Raw genomic sequence first — 19,420 nt, forward strand, 5'->3', positions numbered from 1 at the left:
TCGGGCTGCGCCCGAACCTTGACCCCGACGCCGACTTCGACGCCCGCCCAGCCAGGACCAGGAAGCTTCAAAACAAGCAAAAACAAACGCAGCCGTGGGGTCTTGACCGCGCGGCCCTCTGCTTCGGGAATGACCTGCAGAAACCCCAGTTGTCGCGGGTACGTTGGAAGAGTCAAGCGGCGGTGAGTTGTCGGTGGGCCCAGGCGGTGTCTTCGTTGTAGAGGGTTTGGTGACGTAGACAACCGTGCAGGATGCCCACGAGGCGGTTACCCAAGGCCCGTAGGGCTTGGTGGTGGGTGTCGCCGGCGGCGCGGTGTTGGTCGTAGTAGGCGCGCACACCGGGACTGCATTGCAGGGCGGCGAACGCCCAGCGGTCGATGGCGTCGTAGAGGCGGTCGTTGCGGACGTAGCGGGCCCGCACGAGTTTTTGTCTTCCCGACGCGACGGTCAACGGTGATGTGCCGGCGTAGTTTTTGCGAGACTTGGCGGTGGTGTAGCGGTTCGGGGCGTCCCCGAACTCACCGAGCACCCGGGCGCTGAGGATGACACCAAGTCCTGGCAGGGAGCGGTAGATGTCGGCGTCCGGGTGCTTTTCAAAATGCTCAGCCAGCGTGGTTTCCAACTGGCTGATCTGATCGGTGAGTTCGATCAGCACGTTGACGGTGGCGCTGGTGATGGCGCCGTAGGCCTGTGTGACGGCCTCGGGGGCGGCCAGTTGCTCGGTGCGCAGGGCCGCTTGGATCTGGCGAGCGCGTTCGTCGATGTTGCGTTGGCGCCCACCGGCTTTAAGCGCCGATCCGATTTTGCTAAGACTCAATCGGGCACCTTGTGTGGGGGTGGGAGCTCGGCCCAGCACTGCCAGCGCGTCGCGGTCGCGATCCCGGTCGCCCAGACTGGGCAACGCTTCTAGGGCCGCCGGGTAGTACTGCAACAAGTTGGCGCGCAGTGTGGCCGACTGGCGCGCCCGCGTCCAGATCAGGCCCTGATGGGCACGGGCCAGCACCTGGATCGCGTCGCCCTGCGAACTATCGGCGCTGAGTGGGCGGTGGTTGTGGCGGTCGGTGCGGACCAGATCGGCCAGTAACTTCGCATCAGCGGCGTCGGATTTCGCGCCCGAAACCCCATGGCGGTCTCGGTACCGGGCCACCGACCTCGGATTGACCGCGTACACCTGATAACCGGCCGCGACCAGCGCACCCACCCACATGCCGCGGTCGGTCTCGATCCCGATGATCACCTCGCCGGGATCGTCGGCATGCTCGGCGAGCAACTCGTGGAACTGCCCGATCCCGGTCAACCCCTCAGGTAATCGCGTTGCGGCCAAACGTGCGCCAGCCTCGTCCATCAGATACACGTCGTGATGGTCTTGGGCCCACTCATCGCCAACAAACAACATCACCTCACCACCTTCTCCTCACTGGATCGAACTACTCTTTGTTCGAGCCTGAAGCCACCCGGCTGCGGCCTAATGGTCCAGTGCTCGCATGGCACAACATCCCAGTAGCGCTACAAGTGACCCACGACCGGACCGGGGCAACGGTCTACGCCGAAGGAATCAATCGTTCCTGGTGGGCAATAGTGCTCACCGGCCGGCGGCTCACCAATCAGCCTCGCCGATGACCATCCATAAAGCACGGTCAACGACTACAGCCGATCCATTCCCATTAGGTGGGCAGGAAGACCATGGCCTCCGGCGCGGGCCAGAGTTGCAGATGTGACTACAGAGCAATACAGACAGCCAGAGCAGAACCTCGCGCCAAATTTTGAGTCATGGTGCGCGCCACCGCAGTTCGGAGTAGCCCTGGCTCGCTATCGTCGCGTCCAGGTGCGCTTGAGTGACCGGCCCACCAGGAAGACTCCAGCGGCGCGCCGCAGCTCTGGGTTTACTGCACAATTTCGACGCGTCCCGAAGAAAACTCACAAGTCAGCGGGCTCCAGCGATGCCGAGCTGCGAACCATGAGCCAAGTCGGGAGTGTGAAACCCGGCCGGATCCCGCCCTGCACGCTCACTCAAACGTGAGCCAAGTCAGGTCGTGGGACTGCCGGCGCCACGACAATCTCGAGCCTGCAGGGTCCTGAGATCAGGTCATGACCACATGCTCAAATTCGTTGACATCGCGCCGGTGTAGTTGGCATGCGCGGTCGCACCGGCGGCCCGCAACCGAGCCAATGCCTCGCGCATCATCGCCTCGCCGGCGGTCCAATGCCGGTGCGCTTCGGCATGTGCCGCGGCAGCTTCGCCGGACCATGTAGTGTGCAAATTGCTTACTAGAGAGTCGATTTCGGTGAGCAGGCTTTCGGCGTAGCGCCCAAACTCGGCCATCTGCGCGACCGCGTCGGCCAATGCCTCGGGATCTACCCGAAACTCCTCAGGCATCGCCAACCGCTCGCACCGTTTGCTGAGCAGCCGCCTCGTTCTGCTGGTAGCCAACACCGGCCCGAGCCAGCGCCCCGCCCAATATCGACAGACCGAGTTGCACCTCGCCGGCCCCGCGATGCCACAGCTCCCAGGCCGCGGTGTAGGCGTTGCCCGATGCGCCGCGCCAGCCCTCCAGCATCGCGCCAACCTCGCCGTCGAGTTCAGTCAACCGATTCCGCAGGTCCTCGGCGGCACCGCGCAGCGCTTGGGAAAAGCCATCCATCACCTGCGGATCCATCCGCAATGTGTTCTCAGCAGCCACAGCGGCAACGTAACGGTGACCCGACGCTGCCCGCAATTCAGCAGCCATGAAAATGCCACACTGGTACCCATGAGCCAGTCCGAAGGCCGGCCGCAGGTGGAATTGCTGACCCGTGATGGGTGCGCCATCTGCGGGCGGGCCCACGCCCAGCTCGCTGAACTGGCCGCTGAGCTGGGCTTTGACCTATCGACAACCGATGTCGACGGCGCGGCGTTGGCGGGCAATCCTGGGCTGCGGGCCGAGTTTGGCGACCGGCTGCCGGTGATCCTGCTTAACGGCCGTGAGCACAGCTATTGGGAGGTCGACGAGGCCCGGCTGCGCGCGGATCTTGCCGGCGCCGATATTTGGTAGCCCAGCTGACAAACGTCTACCGTAGACACCAGTTCACTTACTGGGAAAGCAAGGGAGCCGGCCGGGTGATGCTGCCGTGAGCATCCTGCTCTTCGGAGTTTCGCACCGTAGCGCGCCGGTCTCCGTACTAGAACAGCTCAGCATCGAAGAGTCCGATCAAGGAAAGATCGTCGACCGGGTGCTGCAGTCGCCGCTGGTAACCGAGGCCATGGTGCTGTCGACGTGCAATCGGGTTGAGGTCTACGCCGTGGTCGAGGCGTTCCACGGCGGGCTGACGGTGATTGGGCAGGTGCTGTCGGAATACTCCGGCATGTCGATGGGTGACCTGACCAAGTACGCCTACGTCCGCTACAGCGAGGCCGCCGTCGAGCACCTGTTCGCGGTGGCCAGCGGCCTGGATTCGGCGGTTGTCGGCGAGCAACAGGTGCTGGGTCAGGTGCGACGCGCATATGCCAGCGCTGAGGCCAACCACACCGTCGGCCGGGCGCTGCACGAGTTGGCCCAACGGGCACTGTCGGTCGGCAAGCGAGTGCACTCCGAAACCGCCATCGACGCCGCCGGTGCCTCGGTGGTGTCGGTCGCCCTCGGAATGGCCGATCGCAAATTGGGCGGTTTGGCGGGTAAGTCCGCTGTGGTCGTCGGCGCGGGGGCGATGGGCGCCCTGTCGGCAGCACATCTGACCCGCGCCGGCATCGCGGGAATCCAGGTGCTCAATCGATCGTCGTCCCGTGCCGCGCGGTTAGCGCGCAAGATCCGCGAATCGGGTGTGTCGGCCGAAGCGCTGACGCTGGATCGCTTGCCCGACGCGTTGGCCAGTGCCGACGTGGTGGTCAGCTGTACCGGAGCCGTTAGCCCGGTGGTGTCGCTGGCCGATGTGCACCATGCGCTGGCCGCTGCACAACGCGACGAGGCAACTCACCCGCTGGTGATATGTGACCTGGGCATGCCGCGTGACGTCGATCCGGCCGTGGCCGGACTGCCCGGTGTCTGGGTGATCGATGTGGACCGTGTGCAATACGAGCCGTCCGCGCACGCCGCGGCCGCAGACGTCGACGCGGCGCGCCACATCGTCGCGGCCGAAGTCGCCGCGTACCTGGTAGGACAGCGGATGGCCGAGGTCACCCCGACGGTTACCGCGCTGCGCCAGCGGGCCGCCGATGTGGTCGAAGCGGAGTTGCTGCGCCTGGACAACCGGCTGCCTGGCTTGGAGAGTGCCGAGCGCGAAGAGGTGGCCCGCACCGTTCGCCGGGTGGTGGACAAGTTGCTGCACGCGCCCACTGTACGGATCAAGCAACTTGCCAGTGCCCCCGGCGGCGACAGCTATGCCGAGGCGCTGCGCGAGCTTTTCGAACTAGACCAGACCGCCGTCGATGCCGTTGCGACTGCCGGTGAATTACCAGTTGTATCAACCGGATTCGACAGCCCGAAGACGTCTGCTGAGTAACTGATTGGCCCACGTGATCCGGATAGGCACTCGGGGCAGCCTGCTGGCCACGACCCAGGCCGCGACCGTTAGAGACGCGCTCATCGCCAACGGCCATCTCGCGGAGTTAGTGACCATCAGCACCGCGGGCGACCGATCGTCGGCGCCGATCGCCGATCTCGGTGTGGGCGTGTTCACCACCGCGCTGCGTGAGGCCATCGAGGATGGCCGCGTCGATGCCGCGGTGCACTCGCACAAGGACTTGCCAACCGCGGCCGACCCGAGGTTCACGGTGGCGGCGATTCCCCCGCGGAACGACCCTCGGGATGCCGTGGTTGCCCGCGACGGGCTAGTCCTCGCCGAACTGCCGCCCGGCTCCCTGGTGGGGACGTCCTCGCCGCGGCGGGCTGCACAGCTTAGGGCATTGGGTCTCGGTTTGGAAATCCGCCCCCTACGAGGCAACCTAGATACCAGGTTGAACAGGGTAAGCAGTGGTGATCTCGACGCCATCGTGGTGGCCCGGGCAGGTCTAGCCCGGTTGGGCCGCCTCGAGGACGTCACCGAGACGTTGGAGCCGGTGCAGATGTTGCCAGCACCGGCTCAAGGCGCGCTCGCGGTCGAATGCCGGGCCGGTGACGGCCGGTTGGCGGCAGTGCTGGCGGAGTTGGACGACGCCGACACGCGAGCGGCCGTCACCGCGGAGCGAGCCTTGCTGGCCGAATTGGAGGCCGGTTGCTCCGCACCGGTGGGTGCGATCGCGGAAGTGGTCGAATCCATCGATGAGGAAGGGCGGGTCTTCGAAGAGCTGTCGCTGCGCGGCTGCGTGGCGGCGCTGGACGGATCCGACGTGATCCGTGCGTCCGGTGTCGGCACTTCCGGTCGGGCACGGGAGCTGGGGCTCGCGGTCGCCGCGGAGCTGTTCGAACTGGGCGCAGGAGAGCTGATGCGGGGAGTGCGACAAGACCCCGCGCGAGGAAGTACCTGAGTGAGACGTGGGAGCGACAATGATGACGCGAGGGCGTAAGCCGAGGCCGGGCCATATCACGTTCGTGGGCTCTGGTCCTGGCGACCCCGGTCTATTGACCACCCGGGCCGCCACGGTCCTGGCGAACGCCGCGTTAGTGTTCACCGACCTTGATGTACCCGAGCCGGTGCTGGCGTTGATCGGCAAGGACCTGCCCCCGGTCTCGGGTCCGGCGCCCGCCGCTGCAGCGGGCGGAAGCGGCGACGCGGCGTCGGGGGCATCCTCCGACCGAGATGTCGCAAGCGTGGTGGTGTCGGGTGGCCCCGACATCCGCCCGGCGCCGGGTGACCCCGCCGAAGTCGCCAAGACACTGACCGCCGAGGCCCGCTCCGGCGTCGACGTCGTGCGACTGGTGGCCGGTGATCCGCTATCGGTGGACGCGGTGGTCAGCGAGGTGAACGCCGTCGCACGCAGCCACCTGCACATCGAGATCGTGCCGGGCCTGGCCGCCACCAGCGCGGTGCCGACCTATGCGGGACTTCCGCTGGGCTCGTCGCACACGGTTGCCGATGTGCGCAACGACCCCAAAGACACCGACTGGGAGGCGCTGGCAGCGGCCCCCGGGCCGCTGATCCTGCAGGCGACCGCATCGCACCTGGCCGAGGCCGCCCGCGCCCTGATCGACCACGAGCTGGCCGAGAACACCCCGTGTGTGGTCACCGCGCAGGGCACCACCTGCCAGCAGCGCTCGGTCGAAACCACCCTGCAAGGGCTTACCGACCCGGCCGTGCTCAGCGGCACCGACCCCGTGGCCGCCGCACACGGATCCGACCCGCAAACCGGGCCGCTCGTGGTGACCATCGGCAAAACGGTGGCCAGCCGGGCAAAGCTCAACTGGTGGGAGAGCCGGGCGCTGTACGGCTGGACCGTACTGGTGCCACGCACCAAGGACCAGGCCGGCGAGATGAGCGAGCGGCTGACGTCGTACGGCGCGCTGCCCATTGAGGTGCCGACCATCGCCGTGGAGCCGCCGCGCAGCCCGGCGCAGATGGAACGTGCCGTCAAGGGCCTGGTCGACGGTCGATTCCAGTGGGTGGTGTTCACCTCCACCAACGCGGTGCGTGCGGTGTGGGAGAAGTTCGGCGAGTTCGGCTTGGATGCCCGCGCATTCTCCGGGGTCAAGATCGCCTGTGTGGGCGAGTCGACCGCCGACCGGGTCCGGGCGTTCGGGATCAGCCCCGAGCTGGTACCCGCCGGGGAACAGTCCTCGCTGGGCCTGCTGGACGACTTCCCGCCCTACGACAGTGTTTTCGACCCGGTAAACCGGGTTTTGCTGCCGCGGGCCGACATCGCAACTGAGACGCTGGCCGAGGGATTGCGCGAACGAGGCTGGGAGATCGAGGACGTCACCGCCTACCGGACCGTGCGGGCCGCTCCGCCGCCGGCAACCACCCGGGAAATGATCAAGACGGGCGGCTTCGACGCGGTGTGCTTCACGTCGAGTTCGACGGTGCGAAACCTGGTCGGCATTGCCGGCAAGCCGCACGCGCGCACCATCATCGCGTGCATCGGCCCCAAGACTGCCGAGACCGCCGCCGAGTTCGGGCTTCGGGTGGATGTCCAGCCCGAGACTGCCGCCGTGGGCCCGCTGGTTGACGCGCTGGCCGAACATGCGGCCCGGCTGCGCGCCGAGGGCGCGCTGCCCCCGCCGCGCAAGAAGAGCCGCAGGCGCTAGTGGCCTGCCCTTGTGCGGCGAGCGTGCGTGTTTGTACTCCGACACGCCGTCGGGGCTGGCATTCTGCGCACGCTCGCTGCGGCGACTGAGCATGGGTGCCTACCCCCGGCAGCGGCCGCGACGGCTCCGCTCCACCCCGGCTTTAAGGCGCTTGGTGGCGCAAACGTCTTTGGAGCCTAGGCATTTGGTGCTGCCGATGTTCGTCGCCGACGGGATATCGGAATCGCGACCCATCCCTTCTATGCCAGGCGTGGCGCAGCACACCGTGGATTCGTTACGCAGCGCCGCCACAGACGCCGTCGCCGCCGGTGTCGGCGGGCTGATGCTCTTCGGTGTGCCGCGCGAGGAAGACAAGGACGCGTCGGGCTCGGCCGGCACCGATCCCGACGGCATCCTCAACGTCGCCCTGCGCGAGGTGTCCAAGGACCTCGGCGACGCCACGGTGTTGATGGCGGACACCTGCCTCGACGAGTTCACCGACCACGGGCACTGCGGCGTACTCGACGCCCGGGGCCGTGTCGACAATGATGCCACCGTGCAGCGGTACGTGGAACTGGCTGTGGCGCAAGCGGAATCGGGCGCGCACGTGGTCGGGCCCAGCGGCATGATGGACGGCCAGGTGGGCGCGATACGCGACGGACTAGACGCTGCGGGCCACTCCGACGTCGTGATCCTGGCTTATGCCGCGAAGTTCGCCTCGGCGTTCTACGGACCGTTCCGCGAAGCGGTGAGCTCCAGCCTCGCGGGCGATCGGCGCACGTACCAGCAGGAGCCAGGCAACGCCAGGGACGCAGTGCGTGAGATCGAGCTGGACCTCGACGAGGGCGCCGACATCATCATGGTCAAACCCGCCTTGGGGTACCTCGACGTTGTGGCGGCCGCCGCGGCGGTCTCGTCGGTGCCGGTGGCCGCCTATCAGGTCTCGGGGGAGTACGCGATGATTTGTGCGGCTGCGGCCAACAACTGGATCGACGAAAGGGCCGCGGCGCTGGAGTCGCTGACCAGCATCAGGCGTGCCGGGGCCGACGTCGTGCTCACCTATTGGGCCGCCGATGCGGCAAGCTGGCTGTCATGACGGAGGCTGCGATGAGGCCAGGGGAGACGCCAGCGGGGGACATCAAGACCAAGCCGTTGTTCTACGAACGCGGCGCCAGCTGGTATTGGGTGCTGGCCGGGCCGCTGTCGGCGGTGTCGCTGATCTTCATCCAGAAGTCCAGCGGCGCTCCGGTGTCGCTGGTGGTTCCGCTGATTTTTCTGGTGCTGGTGTCGGCGTTCGTGGGCGTGCAGGTGAAGGCCGCGCGCATCCATACCTCGGTGGAGCTGACCGAGCGGGCGCTGCGCCAGGGCACCGAGACCATCCTGGTGTCCGAAATCGTCAAAGTGTTTCCGGAGCCCGAGAATTCGCTGGCGTCGGGGAAGCCGCTGGCGAGGTGGCAGTCGGCGCGGGCGCTGGGCGAACTGGTCGGCGTACCGCGCGGCCGGGTGGGCATCGGCCTGAAGCTCACCGGCGGGCGCACCGCGCAGGCCTGGGCGCGTCGTCATCGTCACCTTCGGGCGGCGCTGACTCCGTTGGTCGAGGAGCGGGTCGGCCCCGCATTCGATGTCGACGATAACGTCGCCGATGACGAAGAGGAGTCGCCGCAGTGATCGCCCGCTACCGGGGCCTAGTTGAGCTTGGCTGCGCCGGTGTCGCCGCGGTGGCCACCGCGATCAGTTGGTTGCACACGCGCGGCACTGTGGCGGTCGGGCCAGTCGTCGACGGGCAGCCGGCCACCACATCGGTCGTCTACCACCCGCAGCAGCTGGTGCTGACGCTGCTGCTGGCAACGGTCGCCGGGGTGTTTGCGGTGGTGGGAATCGCCAGGCTGCGCCGCTCTAGGCCGTCTTCCTGATCAGCGGCAACACCAGCTGACGACGGCGAGCGATGGCGTCGGCCAGGTTGCGGAGCGCCTCGTGTACCGAGCGCGCTATCGGAAATATGGCGTCGTCCTGTTCACCCAGCTGCTCCACGACCGGCGGGCTCGCCACCAACGTCCACTCCACCCCAGCGGCGGCGCACTCCTCATCGAGCATGTACAGCAGCGAGATACCGGCGGCACCGAAGTGGCTCACGTCACTGAGATCGAGTACCACGGGGTTACTTTCGAGGACGAAACGCCGGATGTACTCACTGACCCGCTCGACGTTGACGGCGTCGACAATTCCTCGGACGGTCACCACGGTTGCTAGGTGACGGCAGTGCGCCCGAATCTGGGCGCCACTGCACTCGTATATGCCGTTTCCCTGCCGAGCCATGGCGCTCGACGTGGTAATCGCGATACTCATGAGCAGCCCCGTTCCCCTTGGCGTAACGCCGACCAAACTTGTCCTCAACGGTGCCCGCAAAATCTAAGGAGACCGGAAACCGTGTCTAACTCTTCGCTAAGAAGCGGCTTTCGGGGTCCTCGCGCGCGTGCGGCACTTCGGGCGGCGCAGCTGTTAGGCTGCGATGGCTGCCGGTTGCCATGTCGGGGGGCCTTGTGAGGGCCAGATCGCCCGGCCAGCCGAATTGATGACGGACGAAACAGCAGAGCCCGGAAAGAGCCCGGAAAGAGCATTGTGCGCAGCCCAGAGATCAAGGCCCTGACCGGACTACGCATCGTCGCCGCGGTGTGGGTGGTGCTATTTCACTTCCGGCCGATGTTGGACGATGCCTCGCCTGATTTCCGCGAGGCCCTCGCGCCGGTGCTGAACTGCGGCGCGCAGGGCGTCGACTTGTTCTTCATTCTCAGCGGGTTCGTGCTGACCTGGAACTACCTCGACCGAATGGGCCGGTCGTGGTCGGCGCGCGCCACCTTGCACTTCCTGTGGCTGCGGCTGGCCAGGGTGTGGCCGGTGTACCTGGTAACACTGCACCTTGCGGCGGTGTTGGTGATCCTCACCCTCCACATCGGTCATGTACCGCTGCCTGAGGCCAGTCAGCTCACCGCGACCAACTATGTGCGCCAGGTCCTGCTGGTGCAGTTGTGGTTTCAGCCGTATTTCGACGGGTCCAGCTGGGATGGGCCGGCCTGGTCGATCAGCGCCGAATGGCTGGCCTACCTGCTGTTCGGTCTGATCGTGCTGGTGATTTTCCGGATGATGCACGCCACGCGGGCGCGGAGCCTGATCTGGCTGGCCATCGCGGCGTCGTTGCCGCCGGTTGTGCTGTTGTTAGCCAGCGGCCAGTTCTACACACCGTGGAGCTGGCTGCCGCGGATTGTGACGCAGTTCATTGCGGGCGCGCTGGCCGCGGCCGCCGTGCGGAGGTTGCGGCTGAGCGGTCGCGCTCGGCGCATCGCCGGGTACTGTTCCGCACTCCTGATCGTCGCGATTGTGGGAATCCTCTACCTGTTTGACGCATACCCGATCACCGGAGTCGTGGACAGCGGTGGCGTGGTTGACGTCCTGTTCGTTCCGTTGGTGATAACGCTGGCGGTCGGGGTGGGCAGCCTGCCCGGGCTGCTGTCGACACGGCTCATGGTCTATGGCGGGGAGATCTCGTTCTGCCTTTACATGGTGCATGAACTGGTGCATACCGCCTGGGGATGGGCCGTATTGCAATTCGAGCTCACACCGCATGACAACCCGTGGAAATGGAATGTCATCGGCCTGCTCGCGATCGCCGTCGGTGCCGCGATCTTGCTGTATCAATTCGTCGAAGAACCCGCTCGTCGGTGGATGCGCCGGATGGTTGACGTCCACGCCGTGGACTCCAGGGGCGGGCCTGCCGAGTCGGGCAATACCAAGCTGCATCAAATCGATGGTGGGCTGGAAGGGGTTTCGGCTCGCGCGGTGTGACCACCCTCGCAGCGAGTTGACGTCAGGTTCGTATCAGTTTCCTCGTACGATGCCGTTGACGTTCACCGTGGAGGTGGTAGTGAGTCGACTGGCGACGTTCGTCATTGGTCTCACTCTGCTGGCCGGCGTGGTCATGCAGTATCCGCCGCACCCGGGGCGCGTGCGTGCCTACGACGCACTAACCCTGGATTACCGGCTAAACCACGTCGCGGTGATCGGCGACTCCTACACCACCGGCACCGATGAGGGCGGCCTGGGCCCGCAATCGTGGACCGCTCGCGCTTGGCGGCGGCTTGATGCCCGCGGCCTGCGGATCGCGGCCGACGTGGCAGCCGAGGGCAGAGCCGGCTACGCCGTGCCCGGTGATCACGGCAGCGTCTTCGAGGACCTGACGGCCCGGGCGGTCCACCCCGACGACGTGCTGGTGGTGTTTTTCGGCTCCCGCAACGACCAGGGCGTCGATCCCGGACTGGTGGCCGAAAGAGCCAGCGCGACTTTCGATTTGGCTCACCGTTTGGCGCCTTCCGCGAAGTTCCTGGTGATCGGTCCGCCATGGCCAACCGCTGACGTGCCTGGCTCGATGCTGCAGATTCGCGACGCCCTCAGCGCCGCGGCCCGCGCCGCACGAGCGGCGTTCGTCGATCCGATCGAGGACCGCTGGTTCGTCGACAGGCCCGACCTGATCGGCGCGGATGGGGTGCACCCCAACGACGAAGGACACGCATATCTGGCGGACCAGATCGCACCGCTCATTCGCACACAGTTGTCTGGGTGAGTGTCTCGGTGAGGTTAAAGAGCCAGCCGCGCAAGGTGTTTAGCGGATAGCTTCAGTCTTCTGCGTGCCGCTCGTAGTCCCAACGTTCAAGGCGCGCTTGCAATTGCATGAGACCAAGTCCGGCGAGTGGCGCGGCCACCGAGAGGAAGGCCAACAGCATCGGACTCATCTCAAACCTCCAAAGCTCTTTCATTCCTAACACGTTCGTCGTCGTCGCGAGGTTCATTCGCGAATAAATTCACCTTGTAATTTCGTAATATCTCGGCTCATCCGACGTCATCCGTCCGACAGGGCGCGATCGGCCAGCGCGCCGATAACAGGTGCCAGCAGCTGTGCGTACTCGGTCGTCACGTGATTGTCGTCGCGGAATACCAGGGTGTTGCCGACGATCACCGGACAGCGGTCCGGGCCGCAGAACAAATCGGTTAGGTCCGCGTAACGCCCGCCGCCCGCGGCGGTCGCGCCCTGCTCTGCGGCGATGCCGTCGCCGTTGACCGCAACCAACCGGCTTGGCGCGCAGGCGGTGGCATCGTCGAGGTGGGCCGACAGGCAGGCGGGTACCGATGATTGCGGATCGGCGACCGGCCCCAGGATCAGAACCCTCGCACCGAAGCTGCGTAGCTGCGCCACCGTCTTCGTTACGGTGTCGATCCACGCCGGGTCGTATGACGCGAAGCTGAAGTCAGCGTGATAGCGACGGCTCATGCTCAGCACGACCAGCCGCGGCGGCGCGGCCTGCAGGCGGCTCATGATCTGGCTGCGCCACTGTTCGCACTCGGTGTACCTGCGGCCCAAATACGGGCTGACGATCGGCAGATCCTGCAGCGGGCAGGTCACCTTGGCCATCGTTTCCAGCCGCCAGTGCCGCTGCTCGGCCACCTGTTGCAAGGCCGGGTCCCACATGGCTGCGTGCGAGTCGCCAATCAGGGCCACGGTTGTCGGCGAGGCGGTATCGCCTGAGGCGCATTCGCCTTGCCCGACGTCACGCCAGGAACGCATGCAGCCGTTGACGAATACCGGCGCCTTGTCGCCCGCCGCCACGCCCAGCGGTGGGTTGAGGTTCGACGGGACCGCGTGCAAGCCGGCGGAGGCGGCCACCGCGGCACGCGCCTGCGAGAACGCGTTTTGCACCGCGGCTTCTTGCGGACTGACGGTCGTGGAGGGTATTGCAACGATCCTGGCCTCCGGGACGGCAGCCCCATGGCCCACCGGCACCGGTATCGCCGTCAGCAGCAGCGCGCACGCGCACGCGGCGACGGCGCTGGCCGCGCCCGCCACAACCAGACTGGCCTTCGCCGAGCGGCGCAGGGCCGCGGCGAACCGACCGGGATTCTCGACCAAGTGCATCGTGATCACCGCGAGCCCGGCGGAGACCGTCGTCGCGGCCAGCCGGCTCGGCAGGCCCGCGGGATCACCCAACAGCGGCGGCATCAGCAACAGCACCGGCCAGTGCCAGAGGTACCAGGAGTACGACACCCGGCCGATCGCGCGCATCGCCGGCGGGCACAGCACGCGGCCGACGCCCATGCCGCCGGTGACACAACCGCCGCCGATCACCAGTGCGGTGCCCAGCACCGGCAACAGCGCCGAGGTCCCGGGGTAAGGAGTATGCGGGCCCAGTTGGGTGCAGGTCAGCAGGATCAGTGCCAGACCACCCCAGCCGGCGACCGCCGCGGGCAGCAGCGGCAGTCGGCGCCATTGGCCGATCGACAACGCAACCAGACCACCGGTGGCCAGCTCCCAGGCGCGGGTGGGCAACGAGAAGAACGCCCACGTCGGCGACGTGCGGGTCCACACCATGGCCGCGGCCAGCGACGCGGCCGTAACGAGCGTCAGGACCACCGCGTACGGGGCGGCGGCTCGGATGTCGCGTCCGAAGCGTCGGACCAGCCACGCCGTACCCAGGATCAATGCCGGCCACACCAGGTAGAACTGTTCCTCCACGCCGAGCGACCAGTAGTGCTGAAACGGCGATGGCGGCAGGTCGGAGACCAGATAGTCGGTGCCCTGCGCGGCGAACCGGTAGTTGCCGACATACAGGGCGCTGGCGATGCCGTCGACGAAGACGCGACGCGCCTGCAATGGCGGCAACACAACCGCCGCGGCGATCGCGGTCACGACGCCGACCGTGGCCGCGGCCGGCAGCAGCCGGCGGGCCCGGGCACCGTAAAAGCGGCCCAGCGCAACGGTGTTGGTGGTTGTCACCTCACGCCAGAGCAGTCCGGTGATGAGGAAGCCGGAGATGACGAAAAAGACGTCGACACCGATGTAGCCGCCGCCGACGCCGGGTATGCCCGCGTGATATAGGACGACGGCGACGACCGCGACGGCGCGCAAGCCCTCGATGTCCGGGCGAAACGCGGTCCGCGCTATGCGCCGCTCCGCTGGGCGGGGCGGGCTGGACGCGTCCACCGTCAAGACGCCATCCAGGCCAGTTCGCCCGGTAGTTGCTGGCGCCAGTAGTCCACGTCGTGCCCGCCGGGGGAGAAGCCGCCCGCCGGCCGCTTTTTCAGCTGGCTGACGAATTGGCTCGTGGAGAAGAAGAACCGGTCGGCCAGGCCGCAGTCGACCCGGATGGGGATTGAGTTCAGCACCGGCAATCCGAACACGGTGTTGCGGTTCCAGTCGTCGACACTGTCGAACGCGCCGGGCGCGGCGCCGATGTAGGTCATGTACAGCGCCGGACTGATCGCGCAGATCCCTGCGGTGCGGGCCGGTCCCAGCCGGGCGCCCAGCAGCAGGGCGCCGTATCCGCCCATCGACCAGCCCATGAATCCGACCCGGGAGGTGTCCATGCCCATCGAGGTCAGCATCGGCAGCAGCTCTTCGAGCACCATGGCGCCGGAGTCTTCGCCGTTTGAGCGCCGGTGCCAGTAGCTGCTGGGGCCGCCGTCGACGCCCACGACGGCGAACGGCGGTTTGCCCTCGTGGGCCAGTTGGGCCAGCGCGTCCTCGACACCGAGGTCGAGCATCATGTTGGCGTCGCCGTCCTTGCCGTGCAACGCGATCACCGGACGCAGCATCTTGGTTTGGCCTGGCGGCATGGCGATCACCCAGTTGGTCTTGATGCCGCCGCGTGCCGACGAGATGAATGAACCGGTCAGCTTGGTGGGCAGGGTTTTGCCCGCGGTCGGCGGTTCAAACGGGGCGGGACTTTGCGGCGCCGGCGTGGCCTGTGGCTTGACCGGGTCCAGCAGCGCGCTCAACGCCCACACGCCGGCCGCACCAACGCTGGCGCCGGCGCCCATCCGGAGCACGGCGCGGCGGGTCAGCACGTCAGCCACGAGCGTCAATCATGCCGCGCCGATGGGGGTTTGACGCCCCTGCCACGCCGTATCGCAAGGCACTCGTAATGACGGCGTGATACGCAACGGCCTGAGCCGGGAATCCGTCTGCTCTCTAATAGACGATTGCGTTCCTTGATGGAGTCGGCTAGGCTCGCGTTATTAGTGAACAATTACGTCTACTACCATCGCAAGGAAGCGAGACGCATATGACTATTGACACGAGCGTGGCTGGTTTCGAGCCGTTGTACGGTGACGCGACGGCGGCCGACGGGCTGATCCCGTGGGATATCGGCGGGCCGCAGCCCGTCGTGCAGCAACTGGTGGCCTACGGCGCGATACGCGGCGAGGTACTCGACCCAGGTACCGGTCCGGGCTACCATGCGATTCACTATGCCGCGCATGGGTATTCGGCCACCGGTATCGATGGTTCGCCGTCGGCGATCGAGCGGGCCAAGCGCAACGCGGAGCGGGCCGGGGTGCAGGTCGACTTTCGGGTGGCCGACGCCACCAAGCTGGACGGGTTCGAGGGCCGGTTCGACACCGTCGTGGACAGCGCGTTCTACCACGTGTTCCTGGATGACGAGGGCATCCAGACCCGGTATGCGCAAGCGCTGCACCGGGCCACCAAGCCCGGCGCCCGGTTGTACATGTTCGAGTTCGGCCAGCACAACGTCAACGGGATCCAATGGGCCGGCATCCCGGCCGACAACTTCGAGCGTGTGCTCGGGGCAGGCGGCTGGCGCGTGGACTACCTAGGCACCACGACCTACCTAGCTCGCTTCCTGCCGGAGACCTTCGAAGCCATGAGCAAAGTTGTCTCCGAAAACCAGAATGAGATATCGGAACGGATGCAGCCGATGTTCCAACAGTTGCGCACTCTTGAGCCGCTGTTGGAAGACCACAGGGTGCACCTGCCGGTGTGGGCCGTGGTAGCTACCCGTCTGGACTGACAACCGGGGCTAACGGCGTCCGAAGCCTGCCAAGAAAGTGCCTATGTTGTAGACGCCCGAATTTCCGAAGCCCGAGTTGATGAAGCCGGAATTGAAGAGGAAGCCCGAGTTGAAGAAACCCGAGGTGTTCCCGCTCGAATTGAGGTATCCCGAGGCAGGGGTCGAGTTCCTGATGCCCGAAGCGTTGGAGTCTGCGTTTTGGAAGCCCGAGCTGCCATTGCCCAAGTTGAAGAAGCCGGAGCTGCCGGTGCCACTGTTGAAGAAGCCTGAGTTGGGGCCGATGCCGTTTGCTGTATATCCGAAGCCGGTGTTGAGGTTTCCCGCGTTGTAGCCGCCCGTGTTCGTGTGGCCCGAGTTTCCGAAGCCCGTGTTGACGCTGCCCGCGTTGTAGCTGCCCGAGTTTGAGTTGCCCGCGTTGAAGCTGCCTGTATTAAAGACGCCCGAGTTGAAGCTGCCGGTGTTGCCGTTGTCCGAGTTCGCGAAGCCGGTGTCGGCCGTGGCCGAATTCATCCAGCCTGTGCTGGAGGCTCCCGAGTTGTAAAAACCGGTATTAACCTCGCCCGAGTTGCCCAGCCCCCAGTTCATGGAGCCGGAGTTGAACAGGCCGGTGTTTGTGACGCCGGCGTTGAAGAAGCCGGTGTTCCCGGTGCCCGAATTGAACAGGCCGGCGTTACCGGTCCCCGAGCTCAGGCCGCCGATGCCCACTTGGTTGTCGCCGGTGAGTCCGATGCCGATGTTTCCGTTGCCGGTGTTCCAAAGGCCCCAGTTGCCGTTACCGGTGTTGGCCAAGCCCCTGTTGGCGCTGCCATCGTTGCCCCAGCCGATGTTATGGCTGCCAAAATTCGCGGAGCCGATGTTTGTGCTGCCGCGGTTACCGTTGCCGACGTTTTCGCCACCGAAGTTTCCAGCGCCGACGTTTGCGCTGCCCCGGTTCCCGATGCCGAGATTTTGGCTGCCGTTGTTTCCGCCGCCGAGGTTCTGGTTGCCAGTGTTGCCGCCGCCAACGTTGGAATTGCCGCGGTTACCGCTGCCGAAGTTGTAGTTGCCGATGTTTCCGTTGCCAAAGTTTTCGAGGCCGTTGTTGCCGTTGCCGACATTGAAGTTGCCGATGTTGCCAATGCCGAAATTGGGGCCCGGCACGCTTGCCAGCACCTGCCACGGCGTCAATTGTGTCGCTGCCGCCAAAGCCCCGCTGTGATAGCCCACCATCGCGGCCACATCCGCGGCCCACATCTGTTCGTAGCTGGCCTCGGCGGCCGCGATCGCGGGGGCGTTGAGCCCCAACACATTCAACCTCACCAACGACACCAGCTGCGCACGATTGACCGCCACCAGAGCCGGATGCACCGTGGCCGCCCGCGCTGCCTCAAACGCGGTGGCCGTAGCCCGTGCCTGCCCGCCCGCCGCCTGGGCCTGGGCGGCCACGGCAGCCAGCCACTTCGCATAAGGAGCCGCCGCGGCCGCCATTGCCGTCGATGCTGGTCCCTGCCACGCCGCCTCGGTCAGCGCAGCGGCCGCCGAGCCGAATGATGTGGCCGCAGTGCTCAACTCGGCGGCCAACCCATCCCACGCCGCCGCCGCGGCCAGCATCGGCTCCGGGCCGGCGCCGAGATACATACGCGCCGAATTGATCTCGGGCGGTAACACCGGAAAGTCCATCACGTCAATTCTTTCTCAGCCGTCGTTTCCCATACCTATCCCGGGGATCCTGGGGTGAGCCTGTCCGGCAACACAGACGCTAGAACATTTCCCGGGTAAGAACCGGTGTTTTCCGGCGAAACAGCAACTGGGCTGGCAGGCATCCAGGCCGCACTTTCATCGCCGACGCGCCGGCGAGCGGCAGAAGCTGCTAGCGTCCGGTCATGCGGCGCAGGCAAAGCCGAGCTCATCCCCGACCTGGGGAACACATCCCAATTGGTCCAGAGCGCCCCGGGCCAAGTTACATTTCGCAGCTGCACCAAGGACTGTCGCTGCGGCAGCTGAACATGATCGCCATCGGCGGTGTCATCGGCGCGGGATTGTTCGTCGGTTCTGGCGTGGTGATCCATGAGACCGGGCCCGCCGCATTCCTGACCTACGCCGTTTGCGGCCTGCTGATCGTTCTGGTCATGCGGATGCTGGGCGAGATGGCCACCGCGAATCCGTCGACCGGATCGTTCGCCGACTATGCGGCCCAGGCACTGGGTGGTTGGGCCGGGTTTTCGGTTGGCTGGCTGTATTGGTACTTCTGGGTCATCGTGGTCGGTTTCGAGGCGGTGGCCGGCGCGAAGGTTCTTAGTTACTGGTTCGCTGCGCCGCTGTGGTTGCTGGCGCTGTGTCTGATGGTGTTGATGACGGGGACGAATTTGTTCTCCGTCACCTCCTTCGGCGAGTTCGAATTCTGGTTCGCTGGAATCAAAGTCGCGACCATCATGATCTTTCTCGGCGTCGGTGCGGCTTTCATCCTCGGGTTCCTGCCGGGCCACGACATGGACCTTTCCAACCTGCACTCGCACGGCGGATTCTTTCCCAACGGCGTCGGGGCGGTGTTCGCCGCGATCGTGGTGGCGATCTTTTCCATGGTCGGTGCCGAGGTCGTCACGATCGCGGCTGCCGAGAGCCGGAACCCGGAGCATGCCATCCAGCGAGCGACGAACTCGGTGGTCGCGCGGATCGTGATCTTCTTCGTCGGTTCGGTCTTTCTGCTTGTCGTTGTGCTGCCGTGGAATTCGTTGGAACTCGGTGCTTCGCCGTATGTCGCGGCACTCAAGCACATGGGTCTTCGCGGTGCGGATCAGATCATGAACGCGGTGGTGCTCACGGCAGTGCTGTCCTGTCTGAACTCGGGCCTATACACCGCCTCGCGGATGCTCTTCGTGCTCGCCGGCAGACGCGAGGCGCCTGCCCAGCTGGTCAGGGTCAGCCGGCGCGGGGTTCCCTCAATCGCGATCTTGTGCTCGTCGGCGGTGGGCTTTGGTTGTGTCCTCATGGCCTGGCTCGCGCCGGGTACGGTGTTTCTGTTTCTGCTCAATTCGTCGGGCGCCGTCATCTTGTTCGTCTACTTGCTGATCGCACTGTCGCAGATTGTGCTGCGCCGCCGGATGTCTGCGGACAAGCTGCGGGTGAAGATGTGGTTCTTCCCGGTGCTGTCAATCCTGACCGTCGCCGGAATCACCGCCGTGCTGGTGCAAATGGCGTTCGACCGCGCCGCGCGTACCCAGCTATGGCTCAGCCTGTTGTCATGGGTGGTGGTGGTTGTGGTGTACTTCGTCGCCACCTGGTGGGGTGGGCACGGCGAACCCAAAGCCGATACCCTGCCGGGCGGAAAGACCAAGTGCATCGCTGCTCGCAAGCGAAAACCTTTCGAAGGCTAAGCCATTCGATGCGCAACGCATACCGACACGGGAACACCAAGCCGCATAGTCGTGCTCCCGTGTCTGGTTCTCATGTCTTCTC

At 65.9% G+C, this 19,420-nt stretch carries 18 protein-coding genes and 1 pseudogene; 11 read left to right on the top strand and 8 right to left on the bottom strand.

Annotation, left to right across the window (positions count from 1 at the left end; genetic code table 11):
* Positions 1–172: 172 nt before the first annotated feature.
* The 3 genes from AADZ78_RS03830 to AADZ78_RS03840 form a co-directional block, all read right to left on the bottom strand.
* Entirely contained in the window at positions 173–1,396 is a 1,224-nt protein-coding gene (locus AADZ78_RS03830) for an IS110 family transposase (protein ID WP_204903464.1), read from the bottom strand.
* A 690-nt stretch (positions 1,397–2,086) separates the two neighbouring features.
* Positions 2,087–2,377 carry a WXG100 family type VII secretion target gene (locus AADZ78_RS03835; RefSeq protein ID WP_085250405.1) on the bottom strand — a complete coding sequence of 97 codons (291 nt, stop codon included), beginning with the start codon at positions 2,375–2,377 and terminating at the stop codon, positions 2,087–2,089.
* A complete protein-coding gene (locus tag AADZ78_RS03840) occupies positions 2,370–2,657 on the bottom strand; it encodes a WXG100 family type VII secretion target (protein ID WP_275580698.1) in 288 nt (95 codons plus the stop codon). The genes AADZ78_RS03835 and AADZ78_RS03840 overlap by 8 nt, the downstream gene beginning before the upstream one ends.
* Positions 2,658–2,750: 93 nt before the next feature.
* Here AADZ78_RS03840 and AADZ78_RS03845 point away from each other — a divergent pair.
* The 7 genes and pseudogenes from AADZ78_RS03845 (at position 2,751) to AADZ78_RS03875 (ending at position 9,046) form a co-directional block, all read left to right on the top strand.
* Positions 2,751–3,057, top strand: a pseudogene (locus AADZ78_RS03845) (glutaredoxin family protein).
* Between the two features lie 51 nt (positions 3,058–3,108).
* The gene (locus AADZ78_RS03850; RefSeq protein ID WP_085250403.1) at positions 3,109–4,476 is read left to right on the top strand and encodes a glutamyl-tRNA reductase; all 1,368 of its coding nucleotides are present in this window, start codon (positions 3,109–3,111) and stop codon (positions 4,474–4,476) included.
* A 13-nt stretch (positions 4,477–4,489) separates the two neighbouring features.
* Entirely contained in the window at positions 4,490–5,440 is a 951-nt protein-coding gene (hemC, locus tag AADZ78_RS03855; RefSeq protein WP_085250402.1) for a hydroxymethylbilane synthase, read from the top strand.
* Positions 5,441–5,462: 22 nt separating this feature from the next.
* Positions 5,463–7,154, top strand: a complete 1,692-nt coding sequence (locus tag AADZ78_RS03860) for a uroporphyrinogen-III synthase (protein WP_139828686.1) — start codon at positions 5,463–5,465, stop codon at positions 7,152–7,154.
* Positions 7,155–7,239: 85 nt separating this feature from the next.
* Complete coding sequence (hemB, locus tag AADZ78_RS03865; protein WP_139828688.1) at positions 7,240–8,229, top strand: porphobilinogen synthase; 990 nt, start codon at positions 7,240–7,242, stop codon at positions 8,227–8,229.
* Complete coding sequence (locus tag AADZ78_RS03870) at positions 8,226–8,801, top strand: DUF3093 domain-containing protein (RefSeq protein WP_239656794.1); 576 nt, start codon at positions 8,226–8,228, stop codon at positions 8,799–8,801. Before hemB ends, AADZ78_RS03870 begins: the two co-directional genes overlap by 4 nt.
* Positions 8,798–9,046 (top strand): hypothetical protein, encoded by a 249-nt coding sequence (locus AADZ78_RS03875; RefSeq protein ID WP_085250399.1) that lies wholly within the window; start codon positions 8,798–8,800, stop codon positions 9,044–9,046. The genes AADZ78_RS03870 and AADZ78_RS03875 overlap by 4 nt, the downstream gene beginning before the upstream one ends.
* On the opposite strand, the gene AADZ78_RS03880 is transcribed toward AADZ78_RS03875, so the two are convergent.
* A complete protein-coding gene (locus AADZ78_RS03880) occupies positions 9,030–9,479 on the bottom strand; it encodes an STAS domain-containing protein (RefSeq protein WP_085250398.1) in 450 nt (149 codons plus the stop codon). The two genes, AADZ78_RS03875 and AADZ78_RS03880, sit on opposite strands and share 17 nt — an antisense overlap.
* A 273-nt stretch (positions 9,480–9,752) precedes the next feature.
* Between AADZ78_RS03880 and AADZ78_RS03885 the strand changes: the two genes are divergently transcribed.
* Together AADZ78_RS03885 and AADZ78_RS03890 are read left to right on the top strand one after the other, a co-directional pair.
* Entirely contained in the window at positions 9,753–10,973 is a 1,221-nt protein-coding gene (locus AADZ78_RS03885) for an acyltransferase family protein (protein ID WP_085250397.1), read from the top strand.
* A gap of 79 nt (positions 10,974–11,052) precedes the next feature.
* Positions 11,053–11,748 carry an Rv0518 family GDSL lipase gene (locus AADZ78_RS03890; protein ID WP_085250406.1) on the top strand — a complete coding sequence of 232 codons (696 nt, stop codon included), beginning with the start codon at positions 11,053–11,055 and terminating at the stop codon, positions 11,746–11,748.
* A 52-nt stretch (positions 11,749–11,800) separates the two neighbouring features.
* Here the strand turns inward: AADZ78_RS03890 and AADZ78_RS03895 are convergent, their stop codons facing one another.
* The 3 genes from AADZ78_RS03895 to AADZ78_RS03905 are packed head-to-tail and all read right to left on the bottom strand — an operon-like array spanning position 11,801 to position 14,996.
* Entirely contained in the window at positions 11,801–11,974 is a 174-nt protein-coding gene (locus AADZ78_RS03895) for a hypothetical protein (RefSeq protein WP_204081942.1), read from the bottom strand.
* A gap of 50 nt (positions 11,975–12,024) precedes the next feature.
* Positions 12,025–14,160, bottom strand: a complete 2,136-nt coding sequence (locus tag AADZ78_RS03900; RefSeq protein WP_239656848.1) for an acyltransferase family protein — start codon at positions 14,158–14,160, stop codon at positions 12,025–12,027.
* A gap of 2 nt (positions 14,161–14,162) precedes the next feature.
* Positions 14,163–14,996: an alpha/beta hydrolase gene (locus AADZ78_RS03905; protein ID WP_239656448.1), complete on the bottom strand. Its 834-nt coding sequence runs from the start codon at positions 14,994–14,996 to the stop codon at positions 14,163–14,165.
* A 245-nt stretch (positions 14,997–15,241) separates the two neighbouring features.
* On the opposite strand from AADZ78_RS03905, the gene AADZ78_RS03910 reads away from it, so the two are divergent.
* Positions 15,242–15,985 (top strand): class I SAM-dependent methyltransferase, encoded by a 744-nt coding sequence (locus tag AADZ78_RS03910; RefSeq protein ID WP_085250394.1) that lies wholly within the window; start codon positions 15,242–15,244, stop codon positions 15,983–15,985.
* Between the two features lie 9 nt (positions 15,986–15,994).
* Here the strand turns inward: AADZ78_RS03910 and AADZ78_RS03915 are convergent, their stop codons facing one another.
* Entirely contained in the window at positions 15,995–17,644 is a 1,650-nt protein-coding gene (locus tag AADZ78_RS03915; RefSeq protein WP_085250393.1) for a PPE family protein, read from the bottom strand.
* Positions 17,645–17,970: 326 nt separating this feature from the next.
* On the opposite strand from AADZ78_RS03915, the gene AADZ78_RS03920 reads away from it, so the two are divergent.
* Positions 17,971–19,338: an amino acid permease gene (locus AADZ78_RS03920; protein WP_239655383.1), complete on the top strand. Its 1,368-nt coding sequence runs from the start codon at positions 17,971–17,973 to the stop codon at positions 19,336–19,338.
* Positions 19,339–19,420 lie beyond the last annotated feature (82 nt).

It is taken from the genome of Mycobacterium riyadhense (assembly GCF_963853645.1).
Taxonomy (GTDB): Bacteria; Actinomycetota; Actinomycetes; order Mycobacteriales; family Mycobacteriaceae; genus Mycobacterium; species Mycobacterium riyadhense.